Below are 13,678 nucleotides of genomic sequence, written 5' to 3'. Positions count from 1 at the left end.
GAAATAGCGAGAATAGTCTCCCTGCCACCATAGTTTCGGGTGTGGCAGATACTGAAAAAGAGGTTTACTGATGACAGATAAGCGCAAAGACGGTTCAGGAAAGCTGCTGTATTGCTCTTTCTGCGGCAAAAGCCAGCATGAAGTGCGTAAGCTAATTGCCGGGCCGTCAGTGTATATCTGCGATGAATGTGTCGATTTGTGCAATGACATTATTCGCGAAGAGATCAAGGAAGTTTCCCCGCACCGGGATCGCAGTTCACTGCCTACACCGCATGAAATTCGTCACCACCTTGATGATTATGTCATCGGGCAGGAACCTGCGAAAAAAGTGCTGGCAGTTGCAGTGTATAACCACTACAAGCGTCTGCGTAACGGTGATACCAGTAATGGTATTGAACTGGGTAAAAGTAATATTTTGCTGATTGGTCCAACAGGTAGCGGTAAAACGCTGTTGGCGGAAACATTGGCTCGCCTCCTGGACGTGCCGTTTACTATGGCGGACGCGACTACGCTGACTGAAGCTGGCTATGTGGGTGAAGATGTCGAAAACATCATTCAGAAGCTACTACAGAAGTGTGATTACGACGTACAGAAAGCACAACGTGGTATCGTCTATATCGATGAAATTGATAAGATTTCACGTAAGTCTGATAATCCATCTATCACCCGTGATGTCTCAGGTGAAGGCGTGCAACAGGCTCTGCTGAAATTGATCGAAGGGACTATTGCTGCGGTGCCGCCACAAGGTGGCCGCAAGCATCCGCAGCAGGAGTTTTTGCAGGTTGATACCTCCAAAATTCTGTTTATCTGCGGTGGTGCTTTTGCCGGTTTGGACAAAGTTATTGGGCAGCGTATTAATACCGGTTCCGGTATCGGCTTTGGCGCAGTGGTAAAAGGCCAATCAGAAAAGGCAACAGAAGGCGAGTTGCTGAGTCAGGTTGAGCCAGAAGACTTAATCAAATTTGGCTTAATCCCTGAATTTATCGGTCGTTTGCCGGTAGTTGCCACATTGAGCGAACTGAGTGAGGACGCACTGATTCAGATCCTTAAAGAGCCGAAAAATGCACTGACCAAGCAATATCAGGCATTATTCAGCCTTGAAGGTGTTGAGCTCGAGTTCCGTGACGAAGCATTGACTGCGATTGCCAAGAAAGCGATGGCGCGTAAAACAGGTGCTCGTGGCCTGCGCTCCATTGTCGAAGGCGCTTTGCTGGATACGATGTATGATCTGCCATCAATGGATAGCGTAGAGAAGGTGGTCGTGGATGAATCAGTTATTGCTGGTCAATCCGCGCCGATGCTGATTTATGGTCAGCCCGAAGCGCAAGCTTCTGGTGAATAATTAACCAGCTTGTCCAGGCAGTTAGTATGACAATGGGGGATTTTATCCCCCATTTCTTTTTCCTCGTATTGTTATCGTTGAATGTAAGACATTCGTCCCCATATACTCAAATACCTATTTAGTGAAACTCGTGATGACTCGTGTTTCACGAGATTTCCAGTAATCTGGCGGAAGCTAAACTAAGAGAGAGCTCTATGAACCCTGAGCGTTCCGAACGCATAGAAATCCCCGTATTGCCTCTGCGCGATGTGGTGGTTTATCCGCATATGGTGATCCCACTATTTGTTGGCCGGGAAAAGTCGATTCGGTGCCTGGAAGCTGCGATGGACCATGATAAAAGAATCATGCTGGTTGCGCAGAAAGAAGCTTCGACCGACGAGCCTGGTATCAACGATCTGTTTTCGGTGGGTACCGTAGCCTCGATTTTGCAAATGCTGAAGTTGCCTGACGGCACAGTAAAAGTGTTGGTTGAAGGTTTACAGCGTGCGCGTATCACCACGCTTTCTGACAGTGGCGAGCATTTTGCTGCCCAGGCGGAATATCTTGAATCACCCGTTATGGATGATCGCGAACAAGAAGTCTTGGTACGTACCGCGATTAATCAGTTTGAAGGTTATATCAAACTGAACAAAAAAATCCCGCCGGAAGTGCTGGCTTCGTTGCACAGCATTGATGATGCGGCACGTCTTGCTGATACCATCGCTGCACATATGCCATTGAAGTTAAATGATAAACAAGCTGTTCTGGAAATGTTCGATATCACCGAACGTCTGGAATACTTGATGGCGATGATGGAGTCGGAAATCGATCTGTTACAGGTTGAAAAGCGGATCCGTAATCGTGTTAAAAAGCAGATGGAAAAGAGCCAGCGTGAGTACTATCTGAATGAGCAAATGAAAGCTATTCAGAAAGAACTGGGCGAGATGGACGATACACCAGACGAACATGAAGCGCTGAAACGTAAAATTGAAGCGGCTAAAATGCCGAAAGATGCGCGTGAAAAAACCGAAGCGGAGCTGCAAAAACTGAAAATGATGTCGCCAATGTCTGCGGAAGCAACCGTGGTTCGTGGCTACATCGACTGGATGTTGCAGGTTCCTTGGAATAGCCGCAGCAAAGTTAAAAAAGACCTGGTTAAAGCACAAGAAGTTCTGGATACCGACCATTACGGTTTAGAGCGTGTTAAAGATCGTATTTTGGAATATCTCGCAGTCCAGAGCCGGGTCAGCAAAATTAAAGGGCCAATCCTTTGCTTGGTTGGGCCTCCAGGGGTCGGTAAAACCTCACTGGGGCAGTCAATTGCTAAAGCAACGGGTCGCCAGTATGTGCGTATGGCATTGGGGGGGGTGCGTGATGAAGCTGAAATCCGTGGTCACCGCCGTACGTATATTGGTTCTATGCCGGGTAAGTTGATCCAGAAGATGGCGAAAGTTGGTGTGAAAAACCCACTCTTCCTATTGGATGAGATCGATAAAATGGCATCGGATATGCGTGGGGATCCTGCTTCTGCGTTGTTGGAAGTTCTGGATCCAGAGCAAAACGTTGCATTTAACGACCACTACCTGGAAGTGGATTACGATCTCTCGGATGTCATGTTTGTTGCGACCTCTAATTCCATGAATATTCCAGCACCGCTGCTGGATCGTATGGAAGTTATTCGTCTGTCCGGCTATACCGAAGATGAGAAGCTCAATATTGCTAAGCAGCATCTGTTGCCAAAACAATTTGAGCGTAATGCCATCAAGAAAGGTGAATTGACCATTGATGACAGCGCCATTATGAGTATTATCCGTTACTACACCCGTGAAGCTGGGGTGCGCAGTTTGGAACGTGAAATTTCTAAACTGTGTCGTAAGGCGGTAAAAAATCTGCTGATGGACAAAACGGTTAAGCACATTGAAATCAACGGGGATAACCTAAAAGATTTCCTTGGCGTTCAAAAGGTTGACTATGGTCGTGCCGATACTGAAAACCGCGTAGGTCAGGTAACGGGTTTGGCGTGGACTGAAGTGGGTGGCGACTTACTTACTATCGAGACTGCTTGTGTTCCGGGTAAAGGCAAGTTGACTTATACCGGCTCTCTGGGTGAAGTAATGCAAGAGTCGATTCAGGCGGCTTTGACCGTGGTGCGTGCGCGCGCGGATAAATTGGGCATTAACCCTGATTTCTACGAAAAACGCGACATCCACGTACATGTGCCGGAAGGGGCAACACCTAAAGATGGTCCGAGCGCCGGTATTGCAATGTGTACAGCGCTGGTTTCTTGTCTGACGGGTAACCCCGTTCGTGCTGACGTTGCGATGACTGGTGAGATAACCTTACGCGGCTTAGTATTGCCGATTGGCGGTTTGAAAGAGAAATTACTGGCTGCTCACCGTGGTGGGATCAAAGTGGTGTTGATTCCAGATGATAACAAACGTGATCTGGAAGAGATTCCTGACAATGTTATAGCTGATCTGGAGATCCATCCGGTTAAACGAATTGACGATGTTTTAGCCATTGCGTTGGAACACCCGGCCTTTGGTGCCCAGCCAGTAGCGCTAAAATAGTGACGGATCGCAAGAAGTATTGATAAAACTAATGCTGGTAAGTGAAATCCTGCTTGCCAGCTATTTTTTGTGCCGCTAAGTTAGTTCGGCTGTCCGGCAAAATTTTAAGCTCTTGGGCTGCTTGCCAAGGTTGGACAGGATTGATATAACAGCCGCGCTGTCGTGTTGTCCGTAGGGATTTTCGGCGCGACGATAGAATTCTAAAGGGGATGAAAGAGTGAATAAGTCACAACTGATAGACAAAATTGCCGCAGGTGCTGATATTTCTAAAGCGGCCGCTGGGCGTGCGTTAGATGCAATTATTACTTCTGTTACTGAATCCTTGAAAGAAGGGGATGATGTGGCTCTGGTTGGTTTTGGTACTTTTGCAGTACGTGAGCGTTCTGCACGTACTGGCCGCAACCCGCAGACAGGTAAAGAAATTAGTATTCCAGCCGCTAAAGTACCGGGTTTTCGTGCCGGTAAAGGCCTGAAAGACGCAGTAAACTGATTTGCGTCAAATATCACCTGTGGCAAATATTGTTTGTGTTAAACAATAACCTGACGCAGTTGAGCTGGTAAGGTAAGATACAAGGCGCATCGTTTATGATGCGCTTTTTTTTCGCTTAGCTACTGAACTGGCGTAAAATACCAGTCTGACGAAAGAACCTTAGTGGCTGGCTAACGGTAATAAAAGCACAGTAAGCAGTTTTAACGCGCAGCAGCACGAAGGGCTGTCGCAAGGAATGCTGGTTTTATTTAGACCTGCGCAAGAGTTTTAATCCACATTACAGCGGAGTATTGTCACATTATGATGGACAATTTACGCGCGGCTGCTAATAACGTCGTGCTCAAAATCATTCTGGCCCTGATCATGTTGTCCTTTATCCTGACTGGGGTTGGCAGCTATTTGATTGGTGGCTCCAACGATTACGCAGCCAAAGTTAATGACCAAGACATTAGCCGGGCTCAGTTAGAACAGGCTATGCAAAGTGAACGTGGTCGCCTGCAACAAAAATTAGGTGAACAGTTCTCTGTGCTGGCCGCGAATGAGGGCTACATGCAACAGTTGCGTCAACAGGTGCTTGGGCAATTGATCAACAATGTGTTACTTGACCAATATGCTAGAAAATTGGGTCTGACTGTTAGCGATGAACAAGTAAAAGAGTCTATCCGCCAGATACCTGATTTCCAAACAGGTGAACATTTCGACAATAACAGATATCTCGCACTGATTAACCAACTGGGCTACACCCCAGAGCAATTTGCTCAATTGCAACGTCAGCAGCTGATCAATCAGCAATTGCTGAAAGCCTTTAGTGATACCGGTTTTGTGCTGCCTATTGAAGTTCAGGCAATGTCAGCGTTGGTTTTACAGCAACGTGACGTCCGCCTGGCTACTTTGGACCTCAAAGCACTTCAAGCACAGCAGAAAGTTACTGATGAAGAGCTACAAGCTTATTACGATCAGAACAAACATAATTTCATTGCACCGGAACAGATGAAGGTCAGTTTTATTGCTATGGATGCAGCGGCAATGCAGGGCAGTATCACGGTGACTGAAGAGGATATTGCAGCGTATTACGATCAGAACCGCAGCAGTTACACCCAACCTGAACGCCGTAATTACAGCGTCATTCAGTTTAAAACAGAAGCCGAAGCTAAAGCGGCGCTTGATGAGCTGAAAAAAGGTGCTGATTTTGCTGCGGTAGCCAAAGAAAAATCCACCGATATTATTTCTCGTAATAATGGTGGCGAACTAGGTTGGCTGGAGCCAGAAACAACACCTGAAGAGGTGAAAGTCGCCAATCTGAACGATAAAGGCCAACTGTCTGATGTGATCAAATCTTCTGTCGGCTATTTAATTGTTCGCTTAAATGATATCAAACCAGAGTTAGTTAAACCGCTATCAGAAGTTCATGATGAGTTGGCTAAAAAGCTTAAGCAGGAAAAAGCGCTTGACGCTTATTATGCGCTACAGCAAAAAGTCAATGATGCGGCAACTAGCGATAACGAATCTCTGGCTTCAGCCGAAGAGGTCGCGGGGATTAAAGCTCAACAAACAGGTTGGTTCACCCGTGACACGGTACCGGCTGAAATTAATTTCAAACCGGTAGTACAGGCAATCTTTGATGGCCGCCTGATGGGTGAGAATGGTTCTACGGGTAGTAACTCAGATGTTATTACCGTGGATGGTGACCGTGCTTTTGTCATTCGTATTGATGGTCACAAGCCAGAAGGTATTGAGCCATTCGATCAGGTTCGCGATCAAATTAGTGAGCTGGTGAAACGCCAAAAAGCGGAACAACAGGCGCGTGTGGATGGTGAGAAGATCTTAACCGCGTTGAAACAAGGTAAAGGCGAAGAGGCGATGAAGTCCGCTGATATCAGCTTCGGGGACAAGAAAACACTGTCATATGCATCGGTTGATGATCAACTTATGCAGACTATCTTCGCTCTGGCGCATCCACAGAAAGACCAGCCGGTTTATGGTTTATCTCAGGACCGTCAAGGCAACATCGTATTGATCGAGCTGTTATCGGTGACACCGGGTAAATTGCCGGAAAGTGAAACGAAGGTCTTTATCGAGAAGATGCAGGAAGAGTCTGTTAGCATGATTTTTGATGCGTTGATGGCTAATCTGCATAAGCAGGCAACCATTAAAATAGGCCCTGCAGAGCAACAACAACCGCAATAAGCTTCGCATTCATTTGCAAACCGATGTAATAAAAGAAAGGTCGCTCTGGCGACCTTTCGCATATCTGTGATCTGCCCTTTGCGCTGAGACAAGGGGTACGGCAAGGTAGCCATGCTGTCAAACACAAGGAGGATACAGCATGAAATTTTTAGGAAAATTATTTGCCATAACCGTATTACTAACGGGTCTCAATATTCATTCTTTCGCTTATGCGGCTCCTGCCGCTTCCACAGATAATACTCAGGATAAAGTCTCAAAAAAGTCTTCTAATATCGCAGCAGATAACGGCGCTAAAGTAAAAGGTACGCCAGCACAGTCGGCAGAGAAGACAAGTGATAACACTAAAAATGTAGCAGCAGGTTCCTCGGTTAACGCATCAGATAACCAACAACACCAGATCAATATTAATAGCGCTAATGCTGAACAGTTAGCGCAGTTTTTGAGTGGTATTGGCAGAAAAAAGGCGGAAGCAATCATTACCTATCGTGAACAGTCGGGGCCATTCACACATGTGGATCAATTACTCGAAGTGCCTGGCCTTGGTCCCTCTTTCTTGGAACGAAATAACGACAAGATTAAATTGTGATGCTCTTGTCGTAAGGGGGCCCCTGATGCTTGCCGATGAGTTTCATAGGAGCCAAAGCGGTATCTGGATTATAAAAAGTGGTATATGGATTATAAATAGAACAATAAATTGGTAAATCAAGCCGCCAGGCCATGGGTAGGTATTGGTCTGGCGGCTTGTACCAACATAATTATTAGCATTTTATTATGTGGATTAGGACGGTGATTTAAAACTGTGATTCTGATCAAGGTTATATAGTGAGCACGCTATGCAGTAATTTTCGTCTGCTAATCTTGTATTGAGGTCCTACCAGTTTCGTTGGTCATCCTCTCATACTTGTTCACAGATTGGAGAAGCTCATAGCCATGCATACTCATATTAAAGTCCGGGGTTTCCATATTGATGTTTTTCAACATGTTAATAATGCCCGATACTTAGAGTTTCTCGAAGAGGCTCGCTGGGAATGGCTGGATGGGCAACCCGCATTCCAATGGATGGTTGAGCGCCAAATTGCTTTTATCGTGGTGAATATCAATATTAGCTACCGTCGGCCTGCTGTATTAGGTGACTTGCTACGTATCGATAGCCAGTTACTTAAACTAAACGGTAAAAGTGGTGTGATGAAGCATACGATCACGCTTGAGCCAACCGCTATCCCAGTTGTTGATGCGGAACTGACATTCGTCTGTATTGACCAACGTAGCCAGAAAGCGTTGCCGCTGGAAGGTGAGTTACGTGAAAAACTGGAGGAGCTAGTCAATCGGGTAGCTTGATATTAATCCCAAACGGCGGTTGAGGAATGGAACAGTTATTGAGAGTGTGTTGCGGCCATACTATATAGATAGGCTGCTATACCGCTCATATTCCAAGTTACATGTACGTTGGCTACGTTAGTTACTCGGCCCGTCCATGGGCCTCGCTTCTATGAGGCTACTACAAGCAGCGTTCAAATCTGCCCCGGCAGGCTCGGCAGATTTGTCACCCCAGTCACTTACTGGTGTCAGCGCCTGGGGACTTACTCAGTTGCCGCCTTCCTGCAACTCGAATTATTTAGGGTATATATTAGGCCAACCCAACCTTTTGTTTGAGGCTTAATATAACCTGCTGTTTATTCGCCAGATAAGATGCCAGGCCTTTAGCTCGTAGGTGACAGGCAGCACATTGGCCACAGCCGTCCCCTTTAATTCCGTTGTAACAAGTCAGTGTATGGTGGCGAATGAGCTCCAATTGTTGATAGTAATCGGCTAGCGCCCACGTTTCGGCTTTATCAAGCCACATTAGAGGAGTGATAAAAGCGATATCCCGGCCAATGCCTAAATCGATAGCGTGGTTCAATGCCTTAACAAACTCATCGCGGCAATCCGGATAGCCAGAGAAGTCAGTCTCGCAAACACCGGTGATAACGGCTTGGGCTTGTACTTGATACGCATAAATAGAGGCTAAGGTGAGAAACAGTATGTTACGCCCAGGGACAAAAGTGCTGGGTAATGCACCCTCAGCGTTGGCATCATATGGCGGGATAGGAATACTGTCACGAGTCAGGCTGCTGACGGCCAGTTCGTTCAGCATGCCGACATCCAGCACTTTATGTGCTGTGGCACCTAGTTGGAGTGCAAGTTTGCGGGCAACATCTATTTCCGTACGGTGGCGTTGGCCGTAATCGAAGGTAATGCAATGTACTTCGTCATATTGCTGTAACGCTTGAATTAAGCAGGTGGTGGAGTCTTGCCCACCACTAAAAACAACTACGGCACGTTTCATTCGGTAACCTCGTACGGCTGCGGGTAACAATGATTGGGCTAATCCGGCAGCATAAATTAAGAACTGACAGTATGTTACTCAGTTAAAACGCAGAAGGGTAGTAACCCTCCATTGGGTTGCTTGTCATTGTGCTGTTAGCGTTAGAGATTAGAACCGGTGGCTGATTATGATTGCTATGCCGCTATGCCGCTATGCCGCTATGCCCGCTTAACGTTATAGCTAATTGCCTATTAGCTATAGTAGCCATTAATTCGTTATTGGCGGTAGCCAGGCTTGACAGAAATCGAACCAACCATAGGCCGTTAATGTAACCCCATTGATACGTGGTGGGGCGTTGACCTGATATTCATAGTTAAACAGCGGCAAAATCAGTCCCGCTAACATCAGGTCATTGTAATGAGCTTGTAATTGGCGAAAACGCTCTGGCGCACTTTCTATCTGCTGAATGAATGTCAGCGTCTTTTGCTGCTGGTTCCACTGTTCGTTCTGTAAAATTCCGCGCCACAGAGGGTCCAGCCGTAGCCAGCTCTCCATTGTGGCTTCTGGCGATTCACCGACTAAATGATCGGCCAAAAGTAAATCACTCTCTTTAATTTTGTCAGCATCTTGCCACTGTTTATCATGGCAGGCGCGGATCTCTAATGTACAGCCATGAGCTGCTAGTGCCACTTTTAGTTGCTCAGCGACGCTCTCAAGCTCCATCGGTGGTTGATAGGTCAGAACCAAACAGTCTGGAAGGGGTGGGTTTTCATCCGTCGTAAACTGTGGAATAGGCCAGCCCGGAAGGATTTCATGGCAGGGCGTTATTACGTCACGGCTGATGGAAAGCGCCTCTAATATGCTCGAGGTTTGGACTAACATCAGTAGCTTGGTTATTTGCTGTGGAGAGAGATTGCTACGATGACGATTAATAGCCAGATAGCAGAAACCGAGGCTCATGCTGCGTTGTACGGGGTGGGCCAGTGGGAACTCTTCCTCTTGCCCGATGGTGATGCGAACCGGATGCTGGCAACTGCCATTTGTTGAATTCACCGTCAGGCTAGGGGTTATCCAGTACTCGATAATATCCAGATAAGGGTGTTGCAAATGGTAAAATTCGTGCTGTTCTAGCCGAACTAAATGTTTATCAAAGGTCGCTAATTTAAAGGGGCCGGCACCCAAAAAGGGATCGTCTGGATGAAAAAGCCTACAGGGCAAATCAGCCAGTCGGTGTGCTAGCCAATAATCTGGTTGGGAAAGGGTAAATTGTAGGCATAAAGCGTGGGGAAGAGTAATAGTAACAATATTAGCAAAACTGGGTTGGCTACGTCGGTTTGCGCGCAGAATCGTCAGTGTTTGCAATAATTGCTTACCATGAATGTGGTCGCCATTATGCCAACGTAATTGGCTGCGCAAGAAGAACTGCCAGGTTAAGCCATCTGCGCTGATTTGCCAGTGATGAGCCAAATCAGGTTTAGGCAACGGGTCGCCTGTATTAAACCGTGTCAGTCCGGCATGCAAAGTATAAATCAGGTGCTGTTCTGCCCGCCCTGTAGCATTCATGGGATTAAGCGGTTCCAGTTCGCGGTAGTAGGGGATACGCAGAATAGGGCTATCTGCTTGCCATTGTCCGCCCATATGGGGGGTAAGTAAGGTTTGTAGGCGTTCTGGTTCCAATTGCGCTAATGAGAATGCCGCCTGATGATCGCCTTGTTCAAGGAACTGTTGCAGGTAAATAGCCCGTAATACATCAGGTTTTTTCAGGCATTGCAGTTGCGCTCGTTTCCCTCTGCCCACCTGTGAATGCCAGCTGAGCCAACTCTTCATCTGTAGTTGCTGAATCAGGGTACGGGCATGCCGTTCGCTACAAAAGAGTAAACTCGCCACGTCACCCACGGTAGTCGCAACTAGGTGGTCACCAAATTTTTGATACAAACGCTCATATTGGGTAAGCCGGTGAATAATGCGCATAATTAAATCCGGAATAGTTTAAATTATTTGTTCACTATTAGTTCCGTAAATACTACGCCATAATTTTATCCATGCCACCGGTTTCATATTTTACGAGGTTTTGAATGTACCGTTTAGCCGCTTTTGATATGGATGGAACGTTGCTGATGCGTGACCATAAGATAGGTAGCATCACATTGAATGCGCTACATCAATTAGCCGATGCTGGGGTAATTCTGACCTTCGCGACCGGACGGCACTACCTTGATATGAAAGGCATATTATCCCATTCAGGCCTAAATGGTTATTTGATTACGGGTAATGGCACTCGAGTCTGCGACGCCGAGGGTAACCCCTTATACGGTATGGACTTACCGGCAGAGTTGGTGGAGTTTGTACTGCGTACCCCATGGCAGACAAATGCCAGTATTCACCTTTTTCGTGATGATGGCTGGTTTACTGATCGTAATGATCCCGATCTGCTGATAGCACACACTACCAGTGGTTTCCATTTCCAGCTTACCGAATGGGATGAGTTACCTCTAACCGGTAATCACAAGCTCTGTTTTATTGCTTCACATCAGGAGCTTGTAGAATTGAAAGCGCAATTAGAACAGCAGATGGGCGGTGAAGCTGATTTCTGTTTTTCAGCGACGGATTGTCTTGAAGTTTTGCCCCGTGGTTGTAACAAAGGGGTGGCTTTAGAAAAACTAAGCCACCATCTTGATTTAACCTTGGCTGACTGTATGGCATTTGGCGACGCGATGAATGATAAAGAGATGTTGTCGCGCGTGGGGCGTGGGTTAGTGATGGGCAATGCATTACCGCAATTGAAGCAAGAATTACCCCAATTACAGATTATTGGTCGTTGTGAGCAACAAGGCGTCGCCCACTATTTGCACCATTGGCTAAGTTCACCACACCTCACCTATTCCCCCGAATTCTGAGGTGATAGCTATTAGCCGGCCGGAGAACCATCCGGTTTTTTTCTTCCGTAAGGTGGTTTGTCAGTGTTCATGCCTATCTGACAAACCGCTTTTATCTCTTTGAAATTTAAAGTTACTGAAATTTGAAGCTACTGAAACCTAAAGTCACCGCGGCGTTATTCGCGCTTCGTTTTTCCCTTTTTTAAGCTATTCATTCATCCGAATCGCAGATATATATCTGCCTACAGATTATTCAATTCATTGGTGAATAGCGTTAAATCACCAATATTATTGCTGACCCATTCCTCGTTATAATAGGTATCAAGATAACGTTCACCGCTGTCACAGATCAATGTCACGATAGAGCCAGATTTACCTTGTTCACGCATCTGTTTTGCCAGTTGCAATGCACCCCAGACATTGGTACCCGTTGAGGCTCCCACTTTGCGGCCAAGAACACTCTCCAGCCAATGAAGAGTGGCGATACTGGCGGCATCAGGCACGCGTAACATGCTATCAATCACTTCTGGAATAAAAGAAGGTTCAGCACGTGGGCGGCCTATCCCTTCAATACGGCTGCCACAACGGCCCGTGACAGTGCGGTCACGGGTACAGAAGCAATCATAAAATACCGAGTTTTCCGGGTCGACCACCACTAACTGAGTGTCATGTCCTTGATAACGGATATAACGGCCTAAGGTTGCTGAGGTACCACCGGTCCCTGCGCTCATCACAATATAGTCTGGGGTTGGGAAAGGCTCCCGTGCCATTTGACGAAAGATGCTGTCTGCAATATTGTTATTGCCGCGCCAATCGGTAGCCCGTTCCGCATAAGTAAATTGATCCATATAATGGCCGTTCAAATCGCGGGCCAGTTGTTCCGATGCGGCATAAATTTGTCCTGCGTGATCGACAAAATGGCAACGGCCACCATAGAAGGTGATTTGTTCCACTTTACGTCGCGCGGTACCACTTGGCATGACAGCGATAAATGGCAGGTCGATCAGGCGAGCAAAGTAGGCTTCCGAGACAGCAGTACTCCCCGATGAAGCTTCAATAATGGTCGTCCCTTCGGTTATCCAGCCATTGCATAAGCCATATAAAAACAGTGAACGCGCCAAGCGGTGTTTCAAACTGCCTGTTGGGTGGGTACTTTCATCTTTTAAATACAGATAAACACCTGGAAAAGCTGATAAATTTAAGCGAATTAAATGCGTATCAGCGGAGCGTTGAAAGTCAGCTTCTATTTCATTGATAGCATTTTTTACCCATGTATTGGTCATTTGATGGCCTGTGATGTAGGTAGTTAACTAATGGTGACTAGGTTAACGGTTATCAAAGAAAAAAGCGTTGCCATTTTTCCTTCTTTATCGCCAAATGGTAGAAATTAATTCTATGGTTTACCGCTATGCTAGATAAAACAGATCGTAAACTACTGCGTATGCTGCAAGAAGATTGCACGCAATCGCTACACGTGTTGGCCGATGCGGTCAATCTAACGTCAACCCCTTGCTGGAAACGTTTAAAGCGTTTGGAGGATGAAGGTTTTATCCGCCGGAGGGTGGCGTTACTGGATAGCGAAAAATTGGGGCTGGGGCTGACGGCATTTGTACTGATCAAAACACAGCAGCATAACAGTGACTGGTACCAAGAGTTTGTCGCATTTACTAAGCAAATGCCTGAGGTACTGGCTTTCTATCGTATGGCCGGAGAATACGACTATCTCATGCAAGTAGAAGTGGCAGATATGAAAAGTTATGACCGTTTTTATAAACGGATGGTTAACGGCGTTCCGGGGCTTATTGATGTTACGTCAAGTTTTGCGATGGAAAAGATTAAATACACCACCGTGCTGCCCGTCCCGGAGTGAATAATTCACTAAGAAACCTGTTTATCAATGGTATCCTAGAGCATCGCCTATCGCGAAAA

The 13,678-nt window shown here is 46.5% G+C and carries 11 protein-coding genes; 8 read left to right on the top strand and 3 right to left on the bottom strand.

Going from position 1 to position 13,678, the window contains the following annotated elements; genetic code table 11:
• Positions 1-70: 70 nt before the first annotated feature.
• From clpX to AC971_RS06560, 6 genes are all read left to right on the top strand, one after another.
• The gene (clpX, locus tag AC971_RS06585; RefSeq protein ID WP_002208641.1) at positions 71-1,342 is read left to right on the top strand and encodes an ATP-dependent protease ATP-binding subunit ClpX; all 1,272 of its coding nucleotides are present in this window, start codon (positions 71-73) and stop codon (positions 1,340-1,342) included.
• Between the two features lie 194 nt (positions 1,343-1,536).
• Positions 1,537-3,891, top strand: coding sequence for an endopeptidase La (lon, locus tag AC971_RS06580; RefSeq protein ID WP_025382836.1), 2,355 nt, complete (start codon positions 1,537-1,539; stop codon positions 3,889-3,891).
• Between the two features lie 217 nt (positions 3,892-4,108).
• Positions 4,109-4,381 carry a nucleoid-associated protein HU-beta gene (gene hupB, locus AC971_RS06575; RefSeq protein WP_002208639.1) on the top strand — a complete coding sequence of 91 codons (273 nt, stop codon included), beginning with the start codon at positions 4,109-4,111 and terminating at the stop codon, positions 4,379-4,381.
• Positions 4,382-4,681: 300 nt separating this feature from the next.
• Positions 4,682-6,568, top strand: coding sequence for a peptidylprolyl isomerase (ppiD, locus tag AC971_RS06570; RefSeq protein WP_025382837.1), 1,887 nt, complete (start codon positions 4,682-4,684; stop codon positions 6,566-6,568).
• A gap of 139 nt (positions 6,569-6,707) precedes the next feature.
• Entirely contained in the window at positions 6,708-7,154 is a 447-nt protein-coding gene (locus AC971_RS06565; RefSeq protein WP_025382838.1) for a ComEA family DNA-binding protein, read from the top strand.
• A gap of 344 nt (positions 7,155-7,498) precedes the next feature.
• Positions 7,499-7,906, top strand: a complete 408-nt coding sequence (locus AC971_RS06560; protein WP_025382839.1) for an acyl-CoA thioesterase — start codon at positions 7,499-7,501, stop codon at positions 7,904-7,906.
• Between the two features lie 289 nt (positions 7,907-8,195).
• Here AC971_RS06560 and queC read toward each other — a convergent pair whose 3' ends face one another.
• On the bottom strand, positions 8,196-8,894 hold the full coding sequence (queC, locus tag AC971_RS06555) for a 7-cyano-7-deazaguanine synthase QueC (RefSeq protein ID WP_025382840.1): 699 nt from the start codon (positions 8,892-8,894) through the stop codon (positions 8,196-8,198).
• 246 nt (positions 8,895-9,140) lie between these two features.
• A complete protein-coding gene (locus AC971_RS06550) occupies positions 9,141-10,844 on the bottom strand; it encodes an SgrR family transcriptional regulator (protein WP_025382841.1) in 1,704 nt (567 codons plus the stop codon).
• Positions 10,845-10,948: 104 nt separating this feature from the next.
• Between AC971_RS06550 and cof the strand changes: the two genes are divergently transcribed.
• A complete protein-coding gene (cof, locus tag AC971_RS06545; RefSeq protein WP_025382842.1) occupies positions 10,949-11,770 on the top strand; it encodes an HMP-PP phosphatase in 822 nt (273 codons plus the stop codon).
• A gap of 221 nt (positions 11,771-11,991) precedes the next feature.
• Here the strand turns inward: cof and AC971_RS06540 are convergent, their stop codons facing one another.
• Positions 11,992-13,032: a PLP-dependent cysteine synthase family protein gene (locus AC971_RS06540; RefSeq protein ID WP_025382843.1), complete on the bottom strand. Its 1,041-nt coding sequence runs from the start codon at positions 13,030-13,032 to the stop codon at positions 11,992-11,994.
• Between the two features lie 125 nt (positions 13,033-13,157).
• Here AC971_RS06540 and AC971_RS06535 point away from each other — a divergent pair, with 125 nt between their 5' ends.
• On the top strand, positions 13,158-13,619 hold the full coding sequence (locus tag AC971_RS06535) for an Lrp/AsnC family transcriptional regulator (RefSeq protein WP_025382844.1): 462 nt from the start codon (positions 13,158-13,160) through the stop codon (positions 13,617-13,619).
• Positions 13,620-13,678: the final 59 nt, after the last annotated feature.

Origin of the sequence: Yersinia similis (assembly GCF_001053095.1) — a bacterium.
Taxonomy (GTDB): Bacteria; Pseudomonadota; Gammaproteobacteria; order Enterobacterales; family Enterobacteriaceae; genus Yersinia; species Yersinia similis.
This window is presented reverse-complemented; position numbering and strand designations above follow the sequence as displayed.

Excerpts from the sequence above, each read along its gene's own strand:
- clpX (WP_002208641.1), top strand. The coding sequence starts at position 71 with ATGACAGATAAGCGCAAAGACGGTTCAGGAAAGCTGCTGTATTGCTCT.
- lon (WP_025382836.1), top strand. The coding sequence starts at position 1,537 with ATGAACCCTGAGCGTTCCGAACGCATAGAAATCCCCGTATTGCCTCTG.
- ppiD (WP_025382837.1), top strand. The coding sequence starts at position 4,682 with ATGATGGACAATTTACGCGCGGCTGCTAATAACGTCGTGCTCAAAATC.
- AC971_RS06565 (WP_025382838.1), top strand. The coding sequence starts at position 6,708 with ATGAAATTTTTAGGAAAATTATTTGCCATAACCGTATTACTAACGGGT.
- AC971_RS06560 (WP_025382839.1), top strand. The coding sequence starts at position 7,499 with ATGCATACTCATATTAAAGTCCGGGGTTTCCATATTGATGTTTTTCAA.
- queC (WP_025382840.1), bottom strand. The coding sequence starts at position 8,894 with ATGAAACGTGCCGTAGTTGTTTTTAGTGGTGGGCAAGACTCCACCACC.
- AC971_RS06550 (WP_025382841.1), bottom strand. The coding sequence starts at position 10,844 with ATGCGCATTATTCACCGGCTTACCCAATATGAGCGTTTGTATCAAAAA.
- cof (WP_025382842.1), top strand. The coding sequence starts at position 10,949 with ATGTACCGTTTAGCCGCTTTTGATATGGATGGAACGTTGCTGATGCGT.
- AC971_RS06540 (WP_025382843.1), bottom strand. The coding sequence starts at position 13,032 with ATGACCAATACATGGGTAAAAAATGCTATCAATGAAATAGAAGCTGAC.
- AC971_RS06535 (WP_025382844.1), top strand. The coding sequence starts at position 13,158 with ATGCTAGATAAAACAGATCGTAAACTACTGCGTATGCTGCAAGAAGAT.